This window comes from Curtobacterium sp. MCBD17_023, from assembly GCF_003224415.1.
GTDB lineage: Bacteria > Actinomycetota > Actinomycetes > Actinomycetales > Microbacteriaceae > Curtobacterium.
The window spans coordinates 389,387-409,751 of record NZ_QKLJ01000003.1 but is presented as its reverse complement, the minus strand read 5'-3'; the positions used below and the strand labels follow the sequence as shown (position 1 = coordinate 409,751).

The 20,365-nt window shown below is 71.0% G+C and carries 20 protein-coding genes; 11 read left to right on the top strand and 9 right to left on the bottom strand.

Annotated elements, in window-relative coordinates:
- Positions 1-162 precede the first annotated feature (162 nt).
- Complete coding sequence (locus DEI84_RS06760) at positions 163-471, bottom strand: biopolymer transporter Tol (RefSeq protein WP_110890146.1); 309 nt, start codon at positions 469-471, stop codon at positions 163-165.
- Positions 472-533: 62 nt separating this feature from the next.
- Here DEI84_RS06760 and DEI84_RS06755 point away from each other — a divergent pair, with 62 nt between their 5' ends.
- From DEI84_RS06755 to DEI84_RS06740, 4 genes are all read left to right on the top strand, one after another.
- Positions 534-1,607 (top strand): spore photoproduct lyase family protein, encoded by a 1,074-nt coding sequence (locus DEI84_RS06755; protein WP_258371710.1) that lies wholly within the window; start codon positions 534-536, stop codon positions 1,605-1,607.
- A 24-nt stretch (positions 1,608-1,631) separates the two neighbouring features.
- Positions 1,632-2,036 carry a DUF6640 family protein gene (locus DEI84_RS06750; RefSeq protein ID WP_220032872.1) on the top strand — a complete coding sequence of 135 codons (405 nt, stop codon included), beginning with the start codon at positions 1,632-1,634 and terminating at the stop codon, positions 2,034-2,036.
- Between the two features lie 75 nt (positions 2,037-2,111).
- On the top strand, positions 2,112-2,705 hold the full coding sequence (locus DEI84_RS06745) for a nucleotidyltransferase domain-containing protein (protein WP_181420371.1): 594 nt from the start codon (positions 2,112-2,114) through the stop codon (positions 2,703-2,705).
- Positions 2,705-2,938 carry a hypothetical protein gene (locus DEI84_RS06740; RefSeq protein WP_110890144.1) on the top strand — a complete coding sequence of 78 codons (234 nt, stop codon included), beginning with the start codon at positions 2,705-2,707 and terminating at the stop codon, positions 2,936-2,938. Before DEI84_RS06745 ends, DEI84_RS06740 begins: the two co-directional genes overlap by 1 nt.
- 134 nt (positions 2,939-3,072) lie before the next feature.
- On the opposite strand, the gene DEI84_RS06735 is transcribed toward DEI84_RS06740, so the two are convergent.
- Positions 3,073-3,471: a DUF3253 domain-containing protein gene (locus DEI84_RS06735; RefSeq protein WP_110890143.1), complete on the bottom strand. Its 399-nt coding sequence runs from the start codon at positions 3,469-3,471 to the stop codon at positions 3,073-3,075.
- A 92-nt stretch (positions 3,472-3,563) separates the two neighbouring features.
- Between DEI84_RS06735 and DEI84_RS06730 the strand changes: the two genes are divergently transcribed.
- Positions 3,564-4,928 (top strand): alpha-amylase family glycosyl hydrolase, encoded by a 1,365-nt coding sequence (locus tag DEI84_RS06730; RefSeq protein WP_110890142.1) that lies wholly within the window; start codon positions 3,564-3,566, stop codon positions 4,926-4,928.
- 86 nt (positions 4,929-5,014) lie between these two features.
- Here the strand turns inward: DEI84_RS06730 and mmsB are convergent, their stop codons facing one another.
- From mmsB to chvE, 3 genes are all read right to left on the bottom strand, one after another.
- Positions 5,015-6,196 carry a multiple monosaccharide ABC transporter permease gene (gene mmsB / locus DEI84_RS06725; RefSeq protein ID WP_110824778.1) on the bottom strand — a complete coding sequence of 394 codons (1,182 nt, stop codon included), beginning with the start codon at positions 6,194-6,196 and terminating at the stop codon, positions 5,015-5,017.
- Complete coding sequence (gene mmsA, locus DEI84_RS06720; protein WP_375232113.1) at positions 6,183-7,712, bottom strand: multiple monosaccharide ABC transporter ATP-binding protein; 1,530 nt, start codon at positions 7,710-7,712, stop codon at positions 6,183-6,185. The genes mmsB and mmsA overlap by 14 nt, the downstream gene beginning before the upstream one ends.
- Before the next feature lie 129 nt (positions 7,713-7,841).
- On the bottom strand, positions 7,842-8,978 hold the full coding sequence (gene chvE, locus DEI84_RS06715) for a multiple monosaccharide ABC transporter substrate-binding protein (RefSeq protein WP_110890141.1): 1,137 nt from the start codon (positions 8,976-8,978) through the stop codon (positions 7,842-7,844).
- Positions 8,979-9,163: 185 nt separating this feature from the next.
- Here chvE and DEI84_RS06710 point away from each other — a divergent pair, with 185 nt between their 5' ends.
- A complete protein-coding gene (locus DEI84_RS06710; RefSeq protein WP_181420370.1) occupies positions 9,164-10,222 on the top strand; it encodes a substrate-binding domain-containing protein in 1,059 nt (352 codons plus the stop codon).
- Positions 10,223-10,229: 7 nt separating this feature from the next.
- Here the strand turns inward: DEI84_RS06710 and DEI84_RS06705 are convergent, their stop codons facing one another.
- Both DEI84_RS06705 and DEI84_RS06700 read right to left on the bottom strand, forming a co-directional pair.
- Positions 10,230-10,829: a PIN domain-containing protein gene (locus DEI84_RS06705; protein ID WP_110890139.1), complete on the bottom strand. Its 600-nt coding sequence runs from the start codon at positions 10,827-10,829 to the stop codon at positions 10,230-10,232.
- A 30-nt stretch (positions 10,830-10,859) separates the two neighbouring features.
- Positions 10,860-11,303: a helix-turn-helix domain-containing protein gene (locus DEI84_RS06700; protein WP_110890138.1), complete on the bottom strand. Its 444-nt coding sequence runs from the start codon at positions 11,301-11,303 to the stop codon at positions 10,860-10,862.
- A 207-nt stretch (positions 11,304-11,510) separates the two neighbouring features.
- On the opposite strand from DEI84_RS06700, the gene DEI84_RS06695 reads away from it, so the two are divergent.
- The 5 genes from DEI84_RS06695 (at position 11,511) to DEI84_RS06670 (ending at position 18,127) form a co-directional block, all read left to right on the top strand.
- On the top strand, positions 11,511-13,196 hold the full coding sequence (locus DEI84_RS06695; protein ID WP_110890137.1) for a xylulokinase: 1,686 nt from the start codon (positions 11,511-11,513) through the stop codon (positions 13,194-13,196).
- Positions 13,196-13,897 carry an L-ribulose-5-phosphate 4-epimerase gene (locus DEI84_RS06690; protein WP_110890136.1) on the top strand — a complete coding sequence of 234 codons (702 nt, stop codon included), beginning with the start codon at positions 13,196-13,198 and terminating at the stop codon, positions 13,895-13,897. The genes DEI84_RS06695 and DEI84_RS06690 overlap by 1 nt, the downstream gene beginning before the upstream one ends.
- Positions 13,894-15,426 carry an L-arabinose isomerase gene (gene araA / locus DEI84_RS06685; protein WP_110890135.1) on the top strand — a complete coding sequence of 511 codons (1,533 nt, stop codon included), beginning with the start codon at positions 13,894-13,896 and terminating at the stop codon, positions 15,424-15,426. The genes DEI84_RS06690 and araA overlap by 4 nt, the downstream gene beginning before the upstream one ends.
- Positions 15,427-15,454: 28 nt before the next feature.
- Complete coding sequence (locus tag DEI84_RS06680) at positions 15,455-16,732, top strand: D-arabinono-1,4-lactone oxidase (protein WP_258371709.1); 1,278 nt, start codon at positions 15,455-15,457, stop codon at positions 16,730-16,732.
- A 537-nt stretch (positions 16,733-17,269) separates the two neighbouring features.
- Entirely contained in the window at positions 17,270-18,127 is an 858-nt protein-coding gene (locus tag DEI84_RS06670; protein WP_110890132.1) for a cation-transporting ATPase, read from the top strand.
- A 61-nt stretch (positions 18,128-18,188) separates the two neighbouring features.
- Here DEI84_RS06670 and DEI84_RS06665 read toward each other — a convergent pair whose 3' ends face one another.
- Both DEI84_RS06665 and DEI84_RS06660 read right to left on the bottom strand, forming a co-directional pair.
- A complete protein-coding gene (locus tag DEI84_RS06665) occupies positions 18,189-19,517 on the bottom strand; it encodes a GNAT family N-acetyltransferase (RefSeq protein ID WP_110890131.1) in 1,329 nt (442 codons plus the stop codon).
- A 121-nt stretch (positions 19,518-19,638) separates the two neighbouring features.
- Positions 19,639-20,166 carry a hypothetical protein gene (locus tag DEI84_RS06660; protein ID WP_146236321.1) on the bottom strand — a complete coding sequence of 176 codons (528 nt, stop codon included), beginning with the start codon at positions 20,164-20,166 and terminating at the stop codon, positions 19,639-19,641.
- Positions 20,167-20,365 lie beyond the last annotated feature (199 nt).

Below are 20,365 nucleotides of genomic sequence, written 5' to 3'. Positions count from 1 at the left end.
CGGGACGTGTCGTCCGCCGTTCGGCTGACGGCAGCATCGGAGGCGGTGCCGGGTCCGCCGCCCGGGTCGCGCAACGTGCCGTCGGTCGTCCGCCGGAGTCGCACGAGCTGCCGGGTCGGCTGGCTCGGAGCGGCGGTTCGTGCGACCTCGGCGCGACAGGCGCTACCGCTCGTCGAGACCGTCGAGGTCCGCGAGGGCCTGCTCGGCCTGGGCCAGGCGCTCGGACTCCGGTCGGGTCCACCACTCCGGGCCGCGTTCCCCGAGGCCGTGCTTCGCGAGCCCGTTGCGGTGACGGGCAGCTGCGACTGCGTCCTCGTCGCCGGCCCGTCTCGCCTGCTTCACGGCGTTGCGACCACGGCCGAGGTGGGACCGGAGGCGTGCGGCGACGTCCTCGGGGAGGGCCGGGTCGGTCCGTCGCCAGCGCCGTCCGTCCACGACGAAGTAGTGGTCGTCCTCCACGCCGGCGGTCATGCCGTCGAGTCTGCACGAGGCACCTCCAGAGGTGTCGGTGGTGACCGGTAGAACGGTGGGTGATGACCGAGTCCCGCATGCGCCCCCTGCTCGACGTCAAGCGCATCTACGCCGAGGACGCCGCCCTCGAACTGCCACGCGGGCAGGAGATCGTCGGGCAGTGGCCGGACGCCGAGATCGTGCCCGTCGCGTCGCACTGGCAGATCCCCGAGGTGCACGGCGACGAGCGGAACGTCTCCCGCTGGGTGCGGATCAAGACCGAGGCGCTCGTCCTCGGCGTGAAGAAGTCCCTCGTCACGAGGCCGAACGGCCGCTCGGCGGACTTCATCGCCCCGTCGACCGCGAACGGGTGCGCGATGGCGTGCGCGTACTGCTACGTGCCGCGTCGCAAGGGCTACAGCAACCCGGTCACCGTCTTCGCCAACATCGAGCAGATCACCAAGCACCTCGCTCGCAACATCCAGAAGCACGGGCAGAAGACCGAGCCGAACCAGTGCGACCCCGACGCGTGGGTGTACGACATCGGCGAGAACAGCGACTGTTCGGTGGACGCCATGCTCAGTGACAACGTCCGCGACCTCTGCGACCTGTTCCGGATGACACCGACGGCGAAGGCCTCGTTCGCGACGAAGTACGTCAACCGCGACCTGCTCGACTGGGACCCGATGGGGCGCACCCGCATCCGCTTCTCGCTCATGCCACACGAGACGGCGAAGGTGACCGACATCCGGACGTCACCGATCGCGGAACGACTGGCCGCCGTGAACGACTTCGTCGAGGCCGGGTACGAGGTCCACCTGAACTTCTCGCCCGTCATCCTGACGCCGACGTGGGAGGCCGACTGGGCCGCACTGCTGCGGGAGGTCGATGACGTGCTCTCCCCGGCTGCGAAGGCGCAGCTCGCGGCCGAGGTGATCTTCCTCACCCACAACGAGCAGCTGCACGAGGTGAACCTCGGCTGGCACCCGAAGGCGGAGGACCTGCTCTGGCGTCCGGACCTGCAGGAGCAGAAGCTGTCCCAGAACGGTGCTGTCAACATCCGGTACCGCGCGGCGATGAAGGCGCGGCACATCGAGCGCTTCCGCCAGCTCGTCGACGAGAACCTGCCCTCCTGCCGCATCCGCTACGCCTTTTGATGAGGTCCCGGGCAGGCTGGCGTCATGACACTCTCTGCGCGCGAACTGGCCGGGCGGATCTGCATCGGCGTCGCTGCGGTCGCGGCCCCCGTGGGCGCCTTCGTCTTCGACTACAACGAGACCCACGTGAAGAACCCGGCCTGGCCGCCGCACGCCAAGTTCCACAACGCGCAGACGATGTCACTCGCGGTGGCGTTGGCCGGCCTCACCGTGTGGCGCCTGCGTCCCGCGGTGCGTGACGTCGGTCTCGCGAGCAGCATCGCCTCGACCTACTGGGTGACACAGGTGACGAGCCTCGCCTTCCCCGGCACGGCGCTGGCCGATCCCGGAGTGCAGTACCGCGACGTCAAGGGCGACCAGCGCGTCCCGATCATCGCCTGCCTCGCGCTCGTCGCCGTGGGGACACTGCTCGCCCGTCGGCGTCCCTGACCCGAGCGGCCGATTGATCGAGTGGGTGTACACAGAACGTGCACACGTGTACCACTTATGTGTACGCATCGCCTGATGCAGCTCACCGCTCCTCTCGCCACGCTCGTCGGGCCGACCCAGGCCGATGCCCTCCGTGTCCTCGCACAGACCGACGCCGGCATGACCGGGCGCCAGGTCGCGCGAGTCGCTGGTGCCGCGCAACACACCGGCATCAAACGAGCGCTCGACAAACTGGAACATGCCGGACTGGTGTGCGTCGAACGCGGCCTCCAGCACTCGGCCTACCGGGTGAACCGTGACCACCTGCTGTGGCCCGCCGTCGAGCTCGTGCTCGGCGCCGGGGCGGAACTCGAGCGACGGATCCACGACTTCCTCGCCGGGGTCGATCCGTCCGTCCTCTCCGTGTCGATCTTCGGGTCCGTTGCGCGGGGAACGGCCACCGACGAGTCGGACGTGGATCTGCTCGTGGTCTTCGACACGGAGACCGATCTCGACGTCGTGGTGCAGCTCGGCGATCTGGTCCACCGCTGGACCGGCAACGAGTGCCAGGTGTTCGACGTCACCCGTGCTGACCTGGAGCGGTTCGCCGCCGAGGGCGACCCGCTCGTCGGCTCGTGGCGTGCGGATGCGCGCACCGTCTTCGGTCCGGACATCAGGACGTTGGTCTGATGTCGGTCCGGACGCGCGCCATGGACCGAGCAGCGGTCCGCAGGCGGCGCGACGAAGCGGAGGCGTACTACGAGGTGGCCGTCCTCTGCGCCGCGTCCTCGTCACATGCCGACTGGAAAGCCGCCGGCGCGAACGCCGTGCTCGGTGGCATCCGCTCGCAGACGAACCGCCTCGTGGTCGCGCTCGAACGCCTGGTCGTCACGATGCGGCAGAAGACCGACCCGACCAGCTGAGCCGGATCGATGCGGGCATCGCCCATGCCCTGGCCATCGTGACCCTGGGCGGTGCGTTCGGCAGCCTCGGGGTGCTTCCCGACGGCGCGCCCGGCAGGGTCTGAGCCTCGCGTACCCGGGCCGGCACCACGGCCTCAGCGCGGACGGCGGATCCGGATCGGGCCCTTCGCGGTCGACGGGTCGACGACGTTCCCGCCCTGGGTGATCTCGACCTCGCCACGTGCGACCATCCGCCGGGCGGCGCGACGCGCGGGTTCCATGAGGTCGCGCCAGTCCTCACCGCCGACGGCACGGGCGGCATCCGACGGGCAGATGCTCGAGGTCAGCGCGCGGGCGTCGAGCAGCGCGTCGATCGTGTGCTCGAGGGTCCGGTCCGTGTCGTCGAGCCCGTGGCGTCGGCACGCGTCTGAGCACCACTTGGTGTCCGGGCCGGCGGTGTCGGGCATGCGCCGACCGCAGGACGCGCACGTCCGTTCCGCGTGCGCGGCCTCGAGTCGGCGTGCGTCGTCCTCGGTCCGGATGGCTCGTCCCATGCGCCCATGATCGTCCCGGCCACCGACGCGCTTCCAGGCTGGCGGTACCCCGGTCCACGGTCCTGGCCAGGGCCGCCTGGCAGCATGCATGGATGGACACAGCAGCCGAGCCGAACCCCGCCGCCGCGACGAGGCCGAGCGAGCCCGCCTGGGTCGAGCACGTCATGTGGTGGCACGTCTACCCGCTCGGCTTCGTCGGTGCGGAGGTCCGGCCCGGCACCACGGTCGACGCACGTCCCGTGGAGCACCGGCTCGGGCACCTGGAGGGCTGGCTCGACCACGTGGTGGACCTCGGCTTGAACGGACTGCTGCTCGGGCCGGTCTTCGCGAGTTCGTCGCACGGCTACGACACGGTCGACCACTTCCGGATCGACCCCCGACTCGGCGACGACGCGGACTTCGACCGCCTGGTGGCCGCTGCGCGCGAGCGGGGGGTCCGTGTGCTGCTCGACGGCGTCTTCAACCACGTCGGCCGTGAGCACCCGGCGTTCCGCCAGCTCGAGACGGCGGGACCGGACGCCGACACCGCGGGCCTGTTCGCCGTCGACTGGTCGGGCTGGCAGCCGGGGCAGCCGGTACCGGTCGGGTCGTTCGAGGGGCACGACATCCTCGTCACACTCGACCACGCGTCGCAGCAGACCGAGGACCTCGTCGTCGCGGTCATGACGCACTGGCTGGAGCGTGGCATCGACGGCTGGCGGCTCGACGCGGCCTACGCGGTGCCGCCGGCGTTCTGGGCCCGGGTGCTGCCACGCGTGCGCGAGCGGTTCCCGGACGCCTGGTTCTCAGGCGAGGTCATCCACGGCGACACCGCGGCGATCGTCCGGGAGTCGACGATGGACTCGACCTCCCAGTACGAGCTGTGGCAGGCCATCTGGCACGGCATCGCCGACCGGAACTGCTTCGAACTGGCGCACGCGATCGAGCGGCACGACGAGTTGCTCGCGACCTCCGCCCCGAGCACGTTCGTCGGCAACCACGACGTCACCCGGATCGCGAGCGCGGTGGGGGAGGGGTTCGTCGGCCACGCCGTCGCGGTGCTCTTCACCGTCGCCGGCACGCCGTCGGTGTACGCGGGCGACGAGTTCGGCTGGACCGGCGTCAAGGAGCAGCGCGAGGGCGGCGACGACGCCGTCCGCCCCGCCTTCCCGGGGACGCCGCCGGAGCCGAGCGGGACCGCTGCCGAGCTGGTGCACGCGCACCAGGCGCTCGTCGCCCTCCGGCGTCGGCACCCGTGGCTGCACCGCGCGCACACGGACGTGGTGCACCTGACGAACGAGACGCTGGTCCTCCGGACCGCGACCGACCGGGAGGCCGTGGTCACCGCCCTGAACCTCTCGCCCGAGCCGGTGGTGCTGCCCGCGGCCGACGCGACGCGCGTCGAGGCGGGCCGGGCCGACCTGTCGGAGGGCGGGCTGCGCCTCACGGCCGGCGCCTGGGCGGTCCTGACCGCCTGACCTGCCGTCGGGACGGCAACGCGAAAGCGACAGATCTCCGTGGAAGTTCCACGGAGATCTGTCGCTTTGGGGAGGAACCGCGGGTGCTACTTCCGAGCGGAGGCCGCGCGGCGCTTGTTGAAGACGTCGAACGCCACGGCGGCGAGGAGCACCAGGCCCTTGATGAGCTGCTGGAACTCGGAACCGACACCGAGGATCGACATGCCGTTGTTGAGCAGACCGATGATGAGACCACCGACGATCGCGCCCGGGACCGTACCGATGCCACCGGTGACGGCAGCGCCACCGATGAACACGGCCGCGATGGCGTCGAGCTCGAAGCCGTTGCCCGCGCTCGGCGAGGCGAGGTTGAGCTGGCCGGTGAAGACGACGCCGGCGAGGGCCGAGATGACACCCATGTTCACGAACAGCAGGAACGTGACGCGCTTCGTCTTGACACCCGACAGCTGTGCGGCCAGCGGGTTGCCGCCGATCGCGTAGATGTGACGACCGAAGACCGCGCTGCGCATGACCATCGAGTACGCGATGACCAGGACGCCGAGGATCACGAGGACGATCGGGGTGCCGTTGTAGCTGGCGAGCAGCAGCGCGATGAAGATGACCAGCGCGACGGTGAACGCCATCTTGGTGATGAACCATGCGAACGGCTCGTCCTCGAGCTGGTACTTGCGACGGGTCGCACGACCACGGAAGCCGGTGATGACGAGGATCGCGGCGGCGGCGAGGCCGAGGATCATCGTGAGCGGCTCGTAGCCCGAGGTGCCGAAGGACGGCAGGAAGCCGGAGCCGAGCGAGCGGAAGCCGTCCGGGAAGGGCGAGATCTGCTGGTTCTGCAGGGCGATCTGGGCGGCACCGCGGAAGGCGAGCATGCCCGCCAGGGTCACGATGAACGCCGGGATCCCGAAGTAGGCGATCCAGAAGCCCTGCCACGCGCCGACCAGGGCGCCGAGGACCAGGCAGAGGACGACGGCGACCGGCCAGGGGATGCCCCACTGCGTGATCATGACGCCGGCCATGGCACCGGTGAACGCGACGACCGAACCGACGGAGAGGTCGATGTGGCCGGCGATGATCACCATCACCATGCCGATCGCGAGGATCAGGATGTAGCTGTTCTGGACGATCAGGTTCGAGACGTTGATCGGGGCCAGCGTGATGCCGTTCGTCGTCACCTGGAAGAAGATGACGATGACGATCAGCGCGATGAACAGGCCGATCTGTCGGAGCTGCCCGGTGAGGTAGCTGGCGGCGGACTTAAGCGCGTTCATTGACTGGGGTCTCCCGTTCCTGGGTCATGTACTGCATGAGGACTTCCGGCGACGCCTCGGAGCGCGGGACGTCGGCGGTGATGGTGCCCTCGGAGAGCGTGTAGATGCGGTCGCAGATGCCGAGCAGTTCGGGGAGTTCGGAGGAGATGACGATGATCCCCTTCCCCTGGTCCGCGAGCGCGTTGATGATCGTGTAGATCTCGTACTTCGCGCCGACGTCGATGCCGCGGGTCGGCTCATCGAGGATGAGCACGTCCGGGTCGGAGTACATCCACTTCGACAGGACGACCTTCTGCTGGTTCCCGCCGGAGAGCTTGCCGGTCACCGCGTTCACGGTCGGCGCCTTGATGTTCATGTTCTTGAGGAACTGGCGCGCGACGGTCGTCTCCTCGGAGCCGTTCACGAAGCCCCACTTGGCGAGCTTGCCGAGTGCCGAGCCGGAGACGTTCCGCTTGATGTCGTCGATCAGGTTGAGGCCGTAGCGCTTCCGGTCCTCGGTCGCGTAGGCCAGGCCGTTGTCGATCGCGGCGGTGACCGTGTTCGTCTTGATCGGGGTGCCGCGCTTGTAGACGGTGCCGCTGATCCCGGTTCCGTACGAGTGTCCGAAGACGCTCATCGCCAGCTCGGTGCGGCCGGCGCCCATCAGCCCGGCGATCCCGACGATCTCGCCGGCGCGGACGGTGAGGTTCGCCTGGTGGATGATCTCGCGGGAGGCGTCGAGCGGGTGGTGGACGGTCCAGTCCTCGATGCGCAGGAGCTCTTCGCCGATCTTCGACTCGTGCTCCGGGTAGCGGGTGGAGAGGTCGCGTCCGACCATGCCGCGGATGATGCGGTCCTCGGAGACCTCGCCGGCGTGCATGTCGAGGGTCTCGATGGTCTGGCCGTCACGGATGATCGTGACCTTGTCCGCGATCGCCTTGATCTCGTTGAGCTTGTGGCTGATGATGATCGCCGTCATGCCCTCGGCCTGCAGCGAGCGGATGAGCTCGAGCAGGTGCGCGGAGTCGTCGTCGTTCAGCGCGGCGGTCGGCTCGTCGAGGATGAGGAGCTTGACCTCCTTCGACAGTGCCTTCGCGATCTCGACGAGCTGCTGCTTGCCGACGCCGATGTCCGTGATCTTGGTGATCGGGTTGTCCTTGAGGCCGACGCGCTTCAGGAGCGCCGCGGCCTCGAGGTTCGTCTTGTTCCAGTCGATGAAGCCGCCCTTGGCGCGCTCGTTGCCGAGGAAGATGTTCTCGGCGATCGACAGGTAGGGGCTCAATGCGAGCTCCTGGTGGATGATGACGACGCCGGCGTCCTCGGAGTCGTTGATGGTCGAGAACGAGACGGGCTTCCCGTCGAGCAGGATCTCGCCGTCGAAGCTGCCGGCCGGGTAGACGCCGGACAGGACCTTCATGAGCGTGGACTTGCCCGCGCCGTTCTCACCGCAGATCGCGTGGACCTGGCCCCGTTCGACCTGGAGCGAGACGTTCTGCAGGGCCTTGACGCCGGGGAACGTCTTGGTGATGTCGCGCATCTCGAGGATGGTGTCCGCCACGGGACCGCCTTCCGTTGGGCGCCGGCACGGCGCGCGAGTGGGTGGGGACGGGCGGGAGGCCCGGTGCCAGCCCGGCACCGGGCCTCCCGTCCGGAGAGGAGTTGCGACCTACTTGAGGTCGGCGTCCGTGTAGTACCCGGAGTCGACGAGGACCTTCTCGTAGTTCTCCTTGGTGACGACCGTCGGCTGGAACAGGAACGTCGGGACGACCTTGACCTTGTTGTCGTAGGTCTTGGTGTCGTTGACCTCGGGCTTCTTGCCCGACAGCAGGTCCTGGGCCATCGACGCGGACTTGTCGGCGAGCTGGCGCGTGTCCTTGTAGATGGTCGAGTACTGCTGGTCGTTCATGATCGACTTGACCGAGGCGGCCTCGGCGTCCTGGCCGGTGATCACCGGGAGCGGGCGGTCGCCCGAACCGTAGCCGGCACCCTGGAGCGCCGAGATGATGCCGATCGAGATGCCGTCGTACGGGGAGAGCACGCCGTCGAGCTTGGTGCCGCCCGAGTACGACTTCGCGACGAGGTTCTGCATGCGGGACTTGGCGAGCGCCGGGTCCCACTGCTGCGTGGCGGCCTGCGTGAAGCCGTCCTGGCCAGAGCCGATCTTCAGCGTGCCGTCCTCGAGGTACGGCTTGAGGGTGTCCATGGCGCCGTTGAAGAAGAACGTGGCGTTGTTGTCGTCGGGCGAGCCGGCGAAGACCTCGATGTTGAAGGGGCCCTTCTCGTCGGTCTTCTTGCCGTCGGCGTCGAGGAGTCCGAGGCCGGTCAGGAGCGAGGTCGCCTGGTCGACGCCGACCTTGTAGTTGTCGAACGAGACGTAGTAGTCGACGTTCTTGTTGCCGGTGAGCAGGCGGTCGTAGGAGATGACCTTGATGCCGGCGTCGGCCGCTGCGTCGAGCTGGTCGGACAGCGAGCCACCGTCGATGGACGCGACGATGAGGACCTTCGCGCCCTTGGTGATCATGTTGCTGACCTGCTGGACCTGCTGCGGGATCTTGTTGTCCGCGTACTCGAGGTCGACCTTGTAGCCGGCCTTCTCGAGGCTGCTCTTGACGGCGTCGCCGTCCTTGATCCAACGCTCGGAGACCTTGGTCGGCATCGCGACGCCGACGAGGGCGCCCTTGTTGCCGTTGCCCTCGTCGCCGCCGTCAGAGCTGGTGGCACCGCGGCCGCCGGCAGAGCAGGCGGCCAGGGAGAGGGCGAGACCGAGAGCGGTGACGCTCGCGACGATCCTGCGCTTCTTCATCGAAGTACCTCTGTTCCTCTCGCGTCGACGTCGACGCGCTCGGGTGCGGGGCTGCTGTGTCCCGCTGGGGATGTGATGCTCCAAGTGAGCGCTCACATCATGTTGGTTCTGGTACACGGTGTCAACTCGTCGTGACCGGATCGGTATGTCGCCGCCCCGGACGGGCGCCGCGGTACGGTGACCGGGTGACCACGACGACGACGCCGAACGGCAGGCCCCGCAAGGCCCCGACGATCTTCGACGTCGCCGAGCGCGCGGGCGTCTCGCACCAGACCGTGAGCCGCGTGATCAACGGGGACCCGACGGTCCGTGACGGCTTCCGGTCGCGTGTGACCACCGCGATCGGGGAGCTCGGCTACCGTCCGCGCGCCGCTGCCCGGGCCCTGGCCGGTGGCCGGAGTCGTGCACTCGGCCTGGTGAGCGCGGGGGACGCGCTGTACGGACCGTCGAGCACCGCGATCGGGTTCGAGCGGGCCGCGCGCACCGCCGGGTACCACGTGCTCCTCTCGACGCTGCCCGACGACCCCCGGCCGGTCGACCTGTCCGAGGCGCTCACGACGCTGCTCGCCCAGGACGTCGCCGCCGTGGTGCTCGTCGCCGCGGACAACCGCGTGCTCGACGCCCTCGGCTCGTTGACCATGGCCGTGACGGTGCCCGTCGTCGTCGCGAACGCCGTGCAGCGGGACGCCGTGCCGACCGACCTGGTCGTGCCCGGCAGCGGCGGCGCCACCGTCTCGGCCGTCGCCATCGACCAGGCCGCCGGCACGACCATGGCGCTGCAGCACCTGTTCGACCGGGGGCACCGACGGATCGTGCACATCGCCGGACCCGGCGTCTCGCAGGAGGGCGAGGTGCGCCGTGCCACCTACGAGCGGACCATGCGCTCCCGCGGTCTGACCCCGGTCGTGCTCGACGGCGACTGGACCCCGGCGAGCGGGTTCGCGGCCGGGCGGTCCCTGGACGTGACGGCGGTCGACGCGGTCTTCGCGGGGAACGACCAGATGGCGCTCGGCGTCCTGCACGCCTTCGCCGAGGAGGGGCTGCGTGTCCCCGACGACATCGCCGTCGTGGGCTTCGACGACATCCCGGAGGCGGCGCACTTCACCCCGCCGCTGACCACCGTGCGCCAGGACTTCCAGGCGATGGGGGAGCGCGTGCTCGCCTCGGCCCGGGCGCTGCTCGAGGGCGGCCAGCACGACGAGGCGCTGCTGCAGCCGGAGCTGGTGGTGCGGCGCTCGTCCTGACGGGGGATCAGCTGCGGCGCGTGTCTCCCGGCCGTTCGATCGCGAGACCGCTGCACGCCCGCAGGTGGCGATCCACCCGGAGGGCGAAGCCCGGACAGCCGGCGCGCTCGAGAGCCGTCGCCAGACCTGCGTGCCGTGCCGGTCGCGCGGACCAGTACTGGTTCATCCGTCGAACCGTGCCCCGGACGTGCCACGACACGGCATCGTCGACGATCAGGAAGAACTCGTCGCACCTCAGGACCTCGTACGGCAGGTCATCGAGGTCGTGGAACCCCCGGTCCTCGGTGAGCAGGACGTCCGCGTGCGCCGCCACCGCCGCGGCGTGGACGTGCTGGTCCTTCGGGTCCGCGCCGCTCCAGGGGGTTCCACCCGGGAAGTCGTCAACGAGCTCGTCGATGCTCGCGATGATCGCGGCCCGCAGCCGTGTCGTGGCGCCTCCGTCTCGCTGCGGGTGGAGTTCCCGGAGCCGCGCGATCGTCTCCGCGAGGACGTCCTCCGTGGTGTGGAGTTGGAACATCGACGGGATCTCGGCGCGCAGCAGGCACACCCAGTCACGGAGGGTCCTGCTCACCCACACGTTGGCATCGACGAACACGCGCTTCGGCATCGGACCAGGGTACCGCTGCCATGTCACATCTCAGTCGAAGGCTTCGCCCGCTGCGAGGAGTTCGGCCGCGGCGGCGACCCGAGCCTGCCGCCGACGTTCGCGGAGTGCGAGGACGTCGTCGCGACGGAGTCGGGTGTGACTGCCGACCTTGCGGGCGGGGAGGTCCCCGCGGTCGACGAGCTTCATCAGCGTCGGGCGGGACACTCCGAGCAGCTGTGCTGCCCCGGTCGTCGTCAGGTCCGCGGTGACGGTCCGGATGTCGACTTCGGCCCCGTCCGCCGCGGCGTGCAGGAACGTCACCAGGGCCCCGGTCAGGGCTGGTGGCACGGGCAGGGTCGTCCCGTCGTCCAGCTCCAGGAGTGCGGCCGTGACCACGCGGTCACCGGCGTCCCCGACGACCCGCACGGCATCGCGCCGGACCGTCGGGTCTGCAGCGAGGTCCTCCTTCGTGGCGAGCGCCTTCGCGGGTGTCATCGTGTCTCCGGTTCCTGATTCGTGGACCTGGCTCTTCCGTCGGGATCGACGGTACGGGGTTGCACTTGCAAGTGCAACCCCGAGGGCTCGTCGTGCTGCCCGTCAATCGCCGTCGCCGTTCCGCCGACACGGCCGACGAGTTGTCCGCGTGAGCGCTCACGCGCTACGGTGTGAGCGCTCACTCGACGGCGAGAGCAGGAGGCCCCCATGAGCGACGACCGGACCCGCGAGATCGCGGACGGCCGCACGACCCTCGGCATCGAACTCGGTTCGACCCGCATCAAGGCGTGTCTGGTGGGGGAGGACCTGACGGTCATCGCCTCCGGTTCGCACGAGTGGGAGAACGAGTTCGTCGACGGACGCTGGACCTACCCGCTGGCAGCCGTCGAGACCGGTGTCCGTGCCGCGTACGCCGCGCTGGTGGCGGACGTGGAGGAGCAGCACGGCTCCGTCCCGACGGCCTTCCGCGCGGTCGGCGTCTCGGCCATGATGCACGGCTACCTGCCGTTCGACGCAGCGGGCGACCTCCTCGTCCCCTTCCGCACCTGGCGCAACACCTCGACGGGCCCGGCCGCCGCCGCGCTCAGCGACGCGCTCGGGTTCAACATCCCGCTCCGCTGGTCGGTCGCGCACCTGTACCAGGCCGTCCTCGACGACGAGCAGCACGTCGCGCACATCGACGGCATCACGACCCTCGCCGGGTACGTGCACCGCCGCCTGACGGGCCGGGACGTGCTCGGGGTCGGCGACGCCTCCGGGGTGTTCCCGATCGATCCGGCGACGCAGGACTACGACGCCGCGATGCTCAGCGCCGCACAGGACCTCATCGGTGTCCCCGACCTCCGGGCGCTGCTGCCCGAGGTGCTCGTCGCCGGCCAGGACGCCGGCACGCTCACCCCCGAGGGCGCGGCGTGGCTCGACGCGACCGGGACGCTGCAGCCCGGTGCTCCGCTCTGCCCGCCGGAGGGCGACGCCGGCACCGGCATGGTCGCCACGAACGCCGTCGCCCAGCGCACCGGCAACGTCAGCGTCGGCACGAGCATCTTCGCGATGGTCGTCCTCGAACGGCCGCTGTCGACCCCGCACGAGGAGCTCGACGTCGTCACGACACCCGCCGGCGACGCCGTCGCGATGGTGCACTGCAACAACGGTGCGAGCGAGATCGGCAGCTGGGCTCGGGTCTTCGGCCGTTTCGCCGCGGCCGCCGGTATCCCCGTCGACACCGACACCGTGTTCCGCACGCTCCTCGACGAGGCAGCGGACGCCGACACCGACGCCGGCGGACTGCTCGCGGTGAACTACCTGGCCGGCGAGCCCGTCACGGGTGTCGAGGACGGTCGCCCGCTGCTCCTCCGCGCGCCCGACGCCCGCTTCACGCTCGGCAACCTCGTCCGCGCGGAGCTCATGGGCGCGTTCGCGACGCTCGCGATCGGCATGGAGGTCCTGCACGGCGAGGGCGTCGCCGTCGACCGGATGACCGCGCACGGCGGGCTCTTCCGGACGCCCGGGCTGCCGCAGCGCCAGCTCGCCGCGGCCCTCCGCGTGCCGGTCGCCCTCGAGGCCACCGCGAGCGAGGGCGGGGCGTGGGGCATCGCCGTCCTGGCCGCCTACCTCGAGCACGCCGCCGACAGCTCCCTCGCCGAGTACCTCGACACCACGGTCTTCGGGTCCGCCGCGACGAACGTCGTCGAGCCCGACGACCGCGACGTCGCCGGCTTCACCGCGTACCTCGACCGCTTCCGCGCCGCGCTGCCGATCCAGGCGATCGCGGCCACGGTGCCCGGCGCGACCACCCGCGGCGGCGTGTCGACGGGCGCGGGTGAGCCGGGCCTCCAGGCCGACACCGACACCGACACCGACACCGACCCCCAGCAGGAACAGGACGTGATCTGATGACCGACGACACCACCCGGGCGGCCGTGGCGGCCGCGCGCGAGCGCGTGGCCCGCCTGCACGGCGAGCTCGTCCGCTACGGCCTGGTGATCTGGACCGGTGGCAACGTCTCCGAGCGCGTGCCCGGCACCGACCTCTTCGTGATCAAACCGAGCGGCGTCGTCAGCGAGGACCTCGCCCCGGAGAACCAGGTCGTCTGCACCCTCGACGGTGTGCCGGCCGACGGCTGGGGCAACGAGCACGGCCCGTCGAGCGACACCGCCGCGCACGCCTACGTGTACCGCAACATGCCCGAGGTGAACGGCGTCGTGCACACCCACTCGACGTACGCCACCGCCTGGGCCGCCCGCGCCGAGGAGATCCCCTGCGTCATCACCGCGATGGCGGACGAGTTCGGCGGACCGATCCCGGTCGGCCCGTTCGCGATCATCGGCGACGACACCATCGGCCGCGGCATCGTCGAGACCCTGTCCGGACACCGCTCCCGTGCGGTGCTCATGCAGAACCACGGCGTGTTCACGATCGGCAAGGACGCGAAGGACGCTGTCAAGGCCGCGGTCATGTGCGAGGACGTCGCCCGTACCGTGCACATCGCGAAGCAGGGCGGCGAGCTCGTCCCGATCGCCCCCGAGAACATCGACCGGTTGTTCGACCGGTACCAGAACGTCTACGGACAGAACCCCGAAGGAGCCATGCGATGACGCAGGACACCCCCGTCGACCCCCAGGCCACGCTCGACGGCTACGAGGTGTGGTTCCTCACCGGGTCCCAGGGCCTGTACGGCGAGGAGACCCTCCGCCAGGTCGAGGAGCAGAGCCGCGCCGTGCACGCCGAGCTCGCGCCGCACGTCCCGGTGACGCTCGTGTGGAAGCCGGTGCTCAAGGACGCCGACGGCATCCGCCGCGCCCTCATCGAGGCGAGCGCGGACGACAAGGTCATCGGCGTCACGACGTGGATGCACACGTTCAGCCCCGCGAAGATGTGGATCAGCGGCCTCAACGCCCTGACCAAGCCGCTGCTGCACCTGCACACGCAGGCGAACGTCGCGCTGCCGTGGGCGGACATCGACTTCGACTTCATGAACCTCAACCAGGCCGCGCACGGCGACCGCGAGTTCGGGTACGCGCTGGCCCGCATGGGCGTCCGGCACGCCACCGCCGTCGGTCACGTGTCCGACCCGCGGGTGCAGCAGCGGGTGTCCGACTGGTCCCGTGCCGCCGCCGGTGCCGCCGCGATCCGTCAGCTCAAGCTGACGCGCGTCGGTGACAACATGCGCTACGTCGCCGTCACCGAGGGCGACAAGACCGAGGCCGAGATCGAGCTCGGCGTCCAGGTCAACACCTGGGGTGTCAACGACCTCGTCGCGGCCGTCGAGACCGCGACGGCCGACACCGCCGCCGTCGACGCGCTCGTCGCGGAGTACGACAGCACCTACGACCTCGTCGCCGAGCTGCAGGACGGCGGCGCCCGTCGCCAGTCCCTCCGCGACGGCGCCGCGATCGAGCTCGGCCTCCGCGTCCTGCTCGCCGAGAACGGGTCCGCCGCGTTCACCACGAACTTCGAGGACCTCGGCACGCTCAAGCAGCTGCCCGGCCTCGCGGTGCAGCGGCTCATGGCGGAGGGGTACGGGTTCGGTGCCGAGGGCGACTGGAAGACCGCCGTCCTCGTCCGCGCGATGAACGTCGCCGGCGCCGGGCTCCCCGGTGGCGCGTCGCTCATGGAGGACTACACGTACGACCTCACCCCGGGCGCGGAGAAGGTCCTCGGCGCCCACATGCTCGAGGTCTCGCCGACGCTGACCTCGTCCACCCCGACGCTCGAGATCCACCCGCTCGGCATCGGCGGGAAGGACGACCCGGTGCGCCTGGTCTTCACCGCCGACGCCGGACCCGCCGTGGTCGCCGCGCTGTCGGACACGCGCGACGGCTTCCGCCTCACCGCGAACGTCGTCGAGGTCGTCGAGCCCACCGAGGCGCTGCCGAACCTGCCCGTCGGCCGTGCCGTCTGGGAGCCGCAGCCGTCGTTCCCGGTGTCCGCCGAGGCCTGGCTCACCGCCGGCGCCGCGCACCACACCGTGATGACGACCGCCGTCGGCATCCAGGTGGTCGAGGACCTCGCGACGATGATCGGCACCGAGTTCCTGGTCATCGACGAGCACACCACGCTGCGCGGCTTCCGCGACGAGGTCCGCACGCAGCAGACCTGGCACCGGCTCGACCGGGGCTTCTGAGCCGGTCGGGAGGCCTACGATGAGCGACGTGATCGACGACGACACCACCACCGCAGCCCACACCCGCACCAACTGGGCGGGGAACGTCACCTACTCGGCGAGCCACCTGGCGGAACCGACGAGCCTCGACGAACTCCAGCGGCTGGTCGCCACCACCCCGCGCCTGACGGCGCTCGGGTCGCGGCACTCGTTCAACACCATCGCCGACACCGACGCGGTGCAGGTGACGCTCACGGGCCTCCCGCCCGAACTCGACGTGGACGGCGAGCGGCGCGTGGCGCGCGTCGCCGCCGGCCTCACGCACGCCCAGGTGGCCGTCGCCCTGGAGGCCCGTGGCTGGGCACTCGCGAACCTCGCCTCCCTGCCGCACATCTCCGTCGCCGGTGCCGTCGCGACGGGCACCCACGGCTCGGGTGTCGGCAACGCCTCGCTGGCGCAGTCGGTCGTCGGGGTCGAGATCGTGCGGGCCTCCGGGGAGGTCGAGCTCGTCGGCGCGGACGACCCCCGGCTCGACGCGCACCGGGTCGCGCTCGGCGCACTCGGTGTCGTCGTCGCGGTGCACCTCGCCGTCGAACCGAGCTACCGCGTCGCCCAGACGGTGCACACCGGCCTCGGGTGGGACGTCGTCGACGCGCAGTTCGAGCAGATCATGTCGGCCGGGTACAGCGTCAGCATGTTCACCGGGTACACCGCCGACGGCGTCCGCCAGATCTGGACGAAGCGGCGCGAGGACCGGGACGACGCGGTCATCGACCTCGCCGCGCTCGGGGCCGTCGCCGGCGCCGAACCGATCCACCCCGTACCGGGCAGCGAGACCGCGGGCGTCACCGAACAGGGCGGCGTGCCCGGACCCTGGCACGAGCGGCTCCCGCACTTCCGGTCGTCGTTCACGCCGTCCGCCGGCGAGGAGATCCAAGCGGAGTACATGGTCGCCGCCACGGACGCCGTCCCCGCGATCCAGGCCCTGCGCGAGATCGGCGAGGCCATCGCACAGGTGCTCTTCGTCTCCGAGATCCGACGCGTCGCGGCGGACGACGCCTGGCTCGCGCCGAGCTCGGGACAGGACTCGGTCGCGTTCCACTTCACCTTCCGTCGGCAGACCGAGGACGTGGCCGTCGCGCTGCCCCTCATCGAGAACGCCCTCGCGCCCTTCGCTCCCCGTCCGCACTGGGGGAAGGTCACCGCGGCGACGCCGGAGCGGCTGCACCAGGTCTACCCGCAGCTCGGGGCGTTCGCGGCGCTCGCGCGGGACCTCGACCCGCAGGGCAGGTTCCGCAACCCGTACCTGGACCGCGTGCTCGGCTGACGCGCGCGGCGCAGTGGACCGGAGCGCCCCGCACCGCTGGATGCGGCGCGGGGCGCCCGTGTCACTGGCCCGTGCGGCGCAGGTCGAGCAGGAACCGGGCGAGGGTCACGAGCAAACTCGCGATCCCCAACCACGGGACCTGACGCCTGGGCCGGCGTTCGGTGTCGTGCGACATCGAGTACCTCCTGGTGTCATCGCCGGCGGACACGAGGAGCGTGAGCCAGGGGTGTGCCGCCGAGCGGGCTCGGCTACACTGTTCCCGAGTGCTGAACTCGGGGAACGGTGTCTTCCCCTGGCCCTCCACTCGGAGAGCGAACCGAAGCCCGGGACTGTTTGCCCAGTCCCGGGCTTCACTCGTCCGCCCTGAACGCGTTCCGGCGGTCGCGCGCTCGCCGTCCAGCCTAACGGCCTGATACACGTATTCCAGTTGCGCGTTGCCGCTGCGTCGCCGCCGCTCACAGGGGATGCCGGGGGAGTGCACCGGCAGCGCACCGGAGCACTGCCGCGTGCGCACATGTGAGGACGCAAAGGTCAGGTATGGCGAACCTGAACCGCATCCTCGGCATGGCCTCGAAGGTCATCGACAAGCAACTCCAGAAGCTCTCCGGCCAGCCCGGTGCCGGGAACCAGGGCGGTGCGCAGCAGCCGGGCGGCATGCAGCCGTACCGGCAGCCCGGTCGATCGGGTGGCACCGACTGGCGCGGCCTGGTCCGGACCGCCGCGGACAGGTTGACCGGTGACGACCGGAGCGGGCACGACTCCGCGCGGCAGCCGCAGCAGCCGACCGGACAGCAGCCGTACGGCCAGCCGACCGGTGGGCGACCCGCCCGCACGCCCTCGACCGATGCCGACCGCGTGGCGATCGCGAAGTACGACTACCTGCTGAAGACCGCGGACCCCGAGCGTCTGGAGCAGGCGCACCACGACGCGTTCGCTCGCCTGACCCCGGAGCAGCGACAGCAGGTGCTCCAGCGACTCAACGCCGAGGTCCCGCAGCACGACCGGTCGACCGATGCGTCCCCGGCCGCCTTGGCGAGGGCCGCGACCCGGGGCGAGACGAGCCGCCCGGGGACGATGCGGAAGGTCCTCGCCGGCACCGCGATCGGTGGCGGAGCACTCGCGGTCGGCGGACTCGCGGTGGCGGTCGCGGGCGGCGCGGTCCTCAGCGCGGCAGCGGGACCGGTGCTCGCGCAGGCGGCTGACCTCGGCGTCGACTTCGAGGGCGTCGCGTCCGGCCTGGGCGACACCGTGAGCGGTGGGCTCAGTGACCTCGGCGGTGGCGTCGAGGGTGTCGCCGCACAGGGTGAGCAGGCACTCGGCGGGCTCGGCGACCAGGTCGGGAACCTCGGCGAGGGCTTCCAGTGGCCCGGGATCGGCGACTTCTTCGACCGCTGAGCCGGTCTGGAGGTCGACCCCCCTGGTCCGCCGGCGTGCGCCCCGACGGACCAGGCCGGCCTCAGAAGTACGTGATCCCGTGCGGCGTGCGCGGCGGGGTCAGCATCGACCGCAGCAGGGTCGGGGCGGCCTCGTCGGCGGCGTGCAGCAGCCCGGCGGCCGCCAGGGTCTGCGGCGACACCGACCCGATGAGCACCGCTCCGAGGTCGGCGACGTCCAGCGCGATGTCGGAGCCGGCCGCGTCGGCGTCGTCGGCCAGCCGGGTGACGGTGCCACGGGCCTCCCGGACGTCGAGCCGGTACGTACCGGACGCATGGCCGAGCGCATCCGTGACCGCGAGCGTGAGCGAGCCGTCGACCGCGTACGGGCGGGACTCGAGCACGGCGGCGACGTCCAGGACGCGGAGCCAGACGTGGTCCTCCTCGTGGTCGACGTCGAACGCGCGGTTGTCGGCGACGGCGGCGACGATCGGGTCGTCCAGACGCGAGCGGTCGTAGACGACCACGTCGTTCAGGTCGATCGAGAGCAGGAACTCCCACAGCGACAGGTAGGCCTCGTCGGTCACGTAGACGAGGTCGACGACCTCGACGCGGGTGTCCTCACCGGTCTTGCCCTCGACGACGCGCCAGGTGACGTAGCCGTCGACCTCGTCCGAGCCGTCGGGGCGGTGCACGGCGGCGCGGACGTCCTTCGCCTTCTGTCCGTCGCGGCCGATCTCCCCGAACACGATCGGCCACGTGCCGGTGTTGCGGACCATCGAGCCCGGCGTGCGGGCATGGAACCGGGCGAAGACCTCCTGGCCGACGCCGTCCGCGAGCCACTGCGTCGGGACCACCGCGACCGTGCCGGTGGTCGGGGCGAGGAAGGGGAGCGCGCGGGCGCGGCGGACACGGACCGCACGCTCGCGGATGGCGCAGCCGAACCCGAAGCGGCGGTAGATCGTGCCCTCGGACGCCGTGAGGGACGCCATCGCGTACCCCTCGGCGACACCGCGCTCGAGCGCGTGCGTCATCATCCGCCGGAGGATCCCGCGCCGACGCTCGGTCGGGCGGACGGTCACCGCGGACACCGCCTGCGTGTCGATCGCGGTCCCGTCACCCCAGCTGAGCGCCTTCCGGAACCACGTGAACGTGCCGGCGGGCCAGGTCTCGTCGACCGACCCCGGCGCTGGCTGTCGGACGTACACCCCGAGGAAGGTCTCCTGGTCGGCGATCATGTGCGCCGCCATGCGGGCTGCCGCTTCGTCGGTCTCGGTCGGCTCGTGGAAGCCGAGGCCGACGGCGTCCATCCACGGCTTCGTCCTGCTGTCCGGAGCTCCCTGGTCGTCGGTCCCCGGGTGGAACTCCCGGAGCTCGTAGCGGTCGGCGGACGCGTCGTTGATCGATCCCACGTGGCCGACCCTACCGGCGTCCGGTGGCGGTCGTCAGGGCATCCGGCGGGCGGCCTCCTGGGCGACGACCCGGTCGTGGTCCCGGTCCCGGTGGCGTCGGGGACGGTACGGGGATCGGTTGCTAGTCCGTCGCGCCGCGGGGCGGGTCGACGAGCAGGGCGACGCGGTCGTCGAGGTAGTCGGCGAGCGGCACGTCGGTGCCCGCCGTCGCCGACCAGCGGACCCGGGGGGTGCCGTCGCGGACGAACAGCGTGCCGTTGCAATCGACCAGGGAGTCGTCGAGGGGGATCGGCGTCGCGCCGTGGTTCACGGTGTCGCCGGGGGCGAAGTGCCCCTTCGCCGCGGCTGCCCGGTAGGCGCGGCGGACCTCGGCGGACACGGACACGAACTGCGCGCGGCCGGCCTCGGTGACCCGGGTGATGGACCCGGTCGACCACACCCGCCCGGCCGTCTCGGGTGAGGACCCGAGCAGCAGCGCCCCGACACGCCAGACCCGGCCGAGCGAGCGGATCGTCGGGTCACGTCGGATCCCGAGCACCGGCTTCGGCTCGACGTACTCCCCGAGCGCCTCGTCCCGGGTACCGGCCGCACCGAGTCGGTCCGCTGCCCCGGCGAGCAGCACCCGCGCCCGTTCCACCCCGTCCGTCACCCGCCAGAGCCTAGACGGGCGACGGCCCGGTCGAGCACCCGGGGTACGAACGGCTGTGTCCGCGCTCGGCGCGCCGGGGTTCACTGGTAGTCCGGTCCCGGCTCCGACCTGTCGCCGCAGCTGCGTCACCGACGACGCGACCGGGCGGTCGGCACCCTGGCCACCGCCGCCACGACGTCCGTCGCACCGATGCTCGTCG

What these genes read in the sequence shown, in the direction of transcription:
- DEI84_RS06705 (WP_110890139.1), bottom strand. Translation starts at nt 10,829, where the DNA reads ATGCCGAAGCGCGTGTTCGTCGATGCCAACGTGTGGGTGAGCAGGACC.
- DEI84_RS06735 (WP_110890143.1), bottom strand. Translation starts at nt 3,471, where the DNA reads ATGGGACGAGCCATCCGGACCGAGGACGACGCACGCCGACTCGAGGCC.
- DEI84_RS06750 (WP_220032872.1), top strand. Translation starts at nt 1,632, where the DNA reads ATGACACTCTCTGCGCGCGAACTGGCCGGGCGGATCTGCATCGGCGTC.
- DEI84_RS06690 (WP_110890136.1), top strand. Translation starts at nt 13,196, where the DNA reads ATGACCGACGACACCACCCGGGCGGCCGTGGCGGCCGCGCGCGAGCGC.
- mmsB (WP_110824778.1), bottom strand. Translation starts at nt 6,196, where the DNA reads ATGAACGCGCTTAAGTCCGCCGCCAGCTACCTCACCGGGCAGCTCCGA.
- DEI84_RS06740 (WP_110890144.1), top strand. Translation starts at nt 2,705, where the DNA reads ATGTCGGTCCGGACGCGCGCCATGGACCGAGCAGCGGTCCGCAGGCGG.
- mmsA (WP_375232113.1), bottom strand. Translation starts at nt 7,712, where the DNA reads ATGCGCGACATCACCAAGACGTTCCCCGGCGTCAAGGCCCTGCAGAAC.
- DEI84_RS06745 (WP_181420371.1), top strand. Translation starts at nt 2,112, where the DNA reads ATGCAGCTCACCGCTCCTCTCGCCACGCTCGTCGGGCCGACCCAGGCC.
- chvE (WP_110890141.1), bottom strand. Translation starts at nt 8,978, where the DNA reads ATGAAGAAGCGCAGGATCGTCGCGAGCGTCACCGCTCTCGGTCTCGCC.
- DEI84_RS06695 (WP_110890137.1), top strand. Translation starts at nt 11,511, where the DNA reads ATGAGCGACGACCGGACCCGCGAGATCGCGGACGGCCGCACGACCCTC.
- DEI84_RS06670 (WP_110890132.1), top strand. Translation starts at nt 17,270, where the DNA reads ATGGCGAACCTGAACCGCATCCTCGGCATGGCCTCGAAGGTCATCGAC.
- DEI84_RS06700 (WP_110890138.1), bottom strand. Translation starts at nt 11,303, where the DNA reads ATGACACCCGCGAAGGCGCTCGCCACGAAGGAGGACCTCGCTGCAGAC.
- araA (WP_110890135.1), top strand. Translation starts at nt 13,894, where the DNA reads ATGACGCAGGACACCCCCGTCGACCCCCAGGCCACGCTCGACGGCTAC.
- DEI84_RS06755 (WP_258371710.1), top strand. Translation starts at nt 534, where the DNA reads ATGACCGAGTCCCGCATGCGCCCCCTGCTCGACGTCAAGCGCATCTAC.
- DEI84_RS06760 (WP_110890146.1), bottom strand. Translation starts at nt 471, where the DNA reads ATGACCGCCGGCGTGGAGGACGACCACTACTTCGTCGTGGACGGACGG.
- DEI84_RS06730 (WP_110890142.1), top strand. Translation starts at nt 3,564, where the DNA reads ATGGACACAGCAGCCGAGCCGAACCCCGCCGCCGCGACGAGGCCGAGC.